Origin of the sequence: Aliiroseovarius sediminilitoris (assembly GCF_900109955.1) — a bacterium.
In the GTDB taxonomy this organism is placed as follows: domain Bacteria; phylum Pseudomonadota; class Alphaproteobacteria; order Rhodobacterales; family Rhodobacteraceae; genus Aliiroseovarius; species Aliiroseovarius sediminilitoris.
In genome coordinates this window covers 1-1521 of sequence record NZ_FOJB01000006.1, presented here as the reverse complement: position 1 = coordinate 1521, position 1521 = coordinate 1, and the positions used below count along the sequence as shown (strand labels likewise).

Here is a 1521-nt window from a genome sequence, read left to right as displayed (position 1 = left end):
TAGGTCACCGCCAAACCTAGTAAAAAGCCAACATTCTCTCAAATACGATAACAATACACAAAACCGCCCCGTGCCTCACCAGGCCGGGGCGGTTTTGTCGTTGGGGAGGGGGGGAGCTACTCAAACTCCGTCGCGCAGGAAAGAAATCGCTCGACATCCTGCTTGATGGCGGCCCAGCGGGGCAGATAGGGGGCATGAAAACCTACATTTACGTCAACTTCAGAAGCTCTAAAGCGCATATTACATGTTGGATATCGAGAGACCTCATTCTTGATATGGCACTCGATCGCTGTCACCGGGTTCCCATCAGAACCCGTCCTGAAGTAAACGTTTCTTTCCAGATTCCCCGCGGGCGGCAGCACTTTGGTCAAACCGTATGGACCCGGTGTAACCGGGAACTCTTCCATCGGACGCCTCTCGTCAAAACGCCCACCCATCATCGAGATCATAAGCGAGACTGTCTCTCGGAGTTCAATGTAGTCCCCGACAACAAGGCGCCCGTATTGTCGCGCATGGGCGTTGTCAGGTTGGGCGCGATGAATCGCAGATGTCTGAGAGCGTGTTACGGGCAAAAAGTTGTCGAGAATAATGCGAAATAGCTGCGCCGAACGGTGCACACCTTCCTCGTGATCCGGTTTGTCTTCCAGATAGATCTTTGGAACGCGCATCGGGATCAGCTTGTTTTCAAGATCCATCTCGATAAACCATTCCACCATCGCGTTCTCGCCGCCGAAAAACTGGCAGGGATCGGATGGAGGCGTGTTCAACAGCTCGTCGACGGTGAAGGTGTTGCGGAAAGTAGCCTTTGTGTCCGGCTGCCCCACCGCAAAGGGAAGAATGGCGGCAGCACCGGCAACTGTAATGATCACTGCTGATGCGACTTTTACCGGAAAACTCGAACTAGACATTCCTGAACAATCCCAACCAACAATACCCGGCAAAGGTATTACAGAAAGCTGGACAACTTCAAACCACAAGTTGTGGCCTGTTGGGGCGCATTACGTCCGCATAGATCAGGTACTTGATTTTATAGGCGGGCAGTTTCGAAGGAACGCCGAATAGCATCCACCAAATCTTTGAGAACCTAAGCCTGCCACCTATGTGTTTGCTTGAATGTATAATCTCACAACTATAACACCCTGTGTCCTTTCGCCGCTCAATACTCCTCGCCCTCAACTCCAATCACCAGTAAGAATTCTCAACTCGTGGCACTTGGTTCGATGCGTGTCGCTCATCGCGAATCCGTTAGTCCCGGAATCAACCAGCCAGATTGCAAACGCTGGTCTGATTTGCTGTGGTTGATCAAAAATCGGGGTAAAATGAGCGATCGGTCAGGTGCCATGGCAGGCTGATGTGCCCATCTATCTTGAAATAACGACGAGAAACCCTAAGTTTTTAAGGGTTGGGAAAAAGAATGCGCCAATATTGCGTTTTTCTCAAAAAAGGGGTTGCGACTCTTTTGCGTTGGGCCTAGAACCCCCTTCACCGGCGGCGCTGAGGCGCGGTTGGGTCGCTGGACTG

General features: G+C 51.7%; 1 protein-coding gene. It reads right to left on the bottom strand.

Annotated features, from left to right (window positions below; all coding sequences use genetic code 11):
- Positions 1–116: 116 nt before the first annotated feature.
- Positions 117–977, bottom strand: a complete 861-nt coding sequence (locus BMY55_RS16700) for a hypothetical protein (RefSeq protein ID WP_143064365.1) — start codon at positions 975–977, stop codon at positions 117–119.
- Positions 978–1521 lie beyond the last annotated feature (544 nt).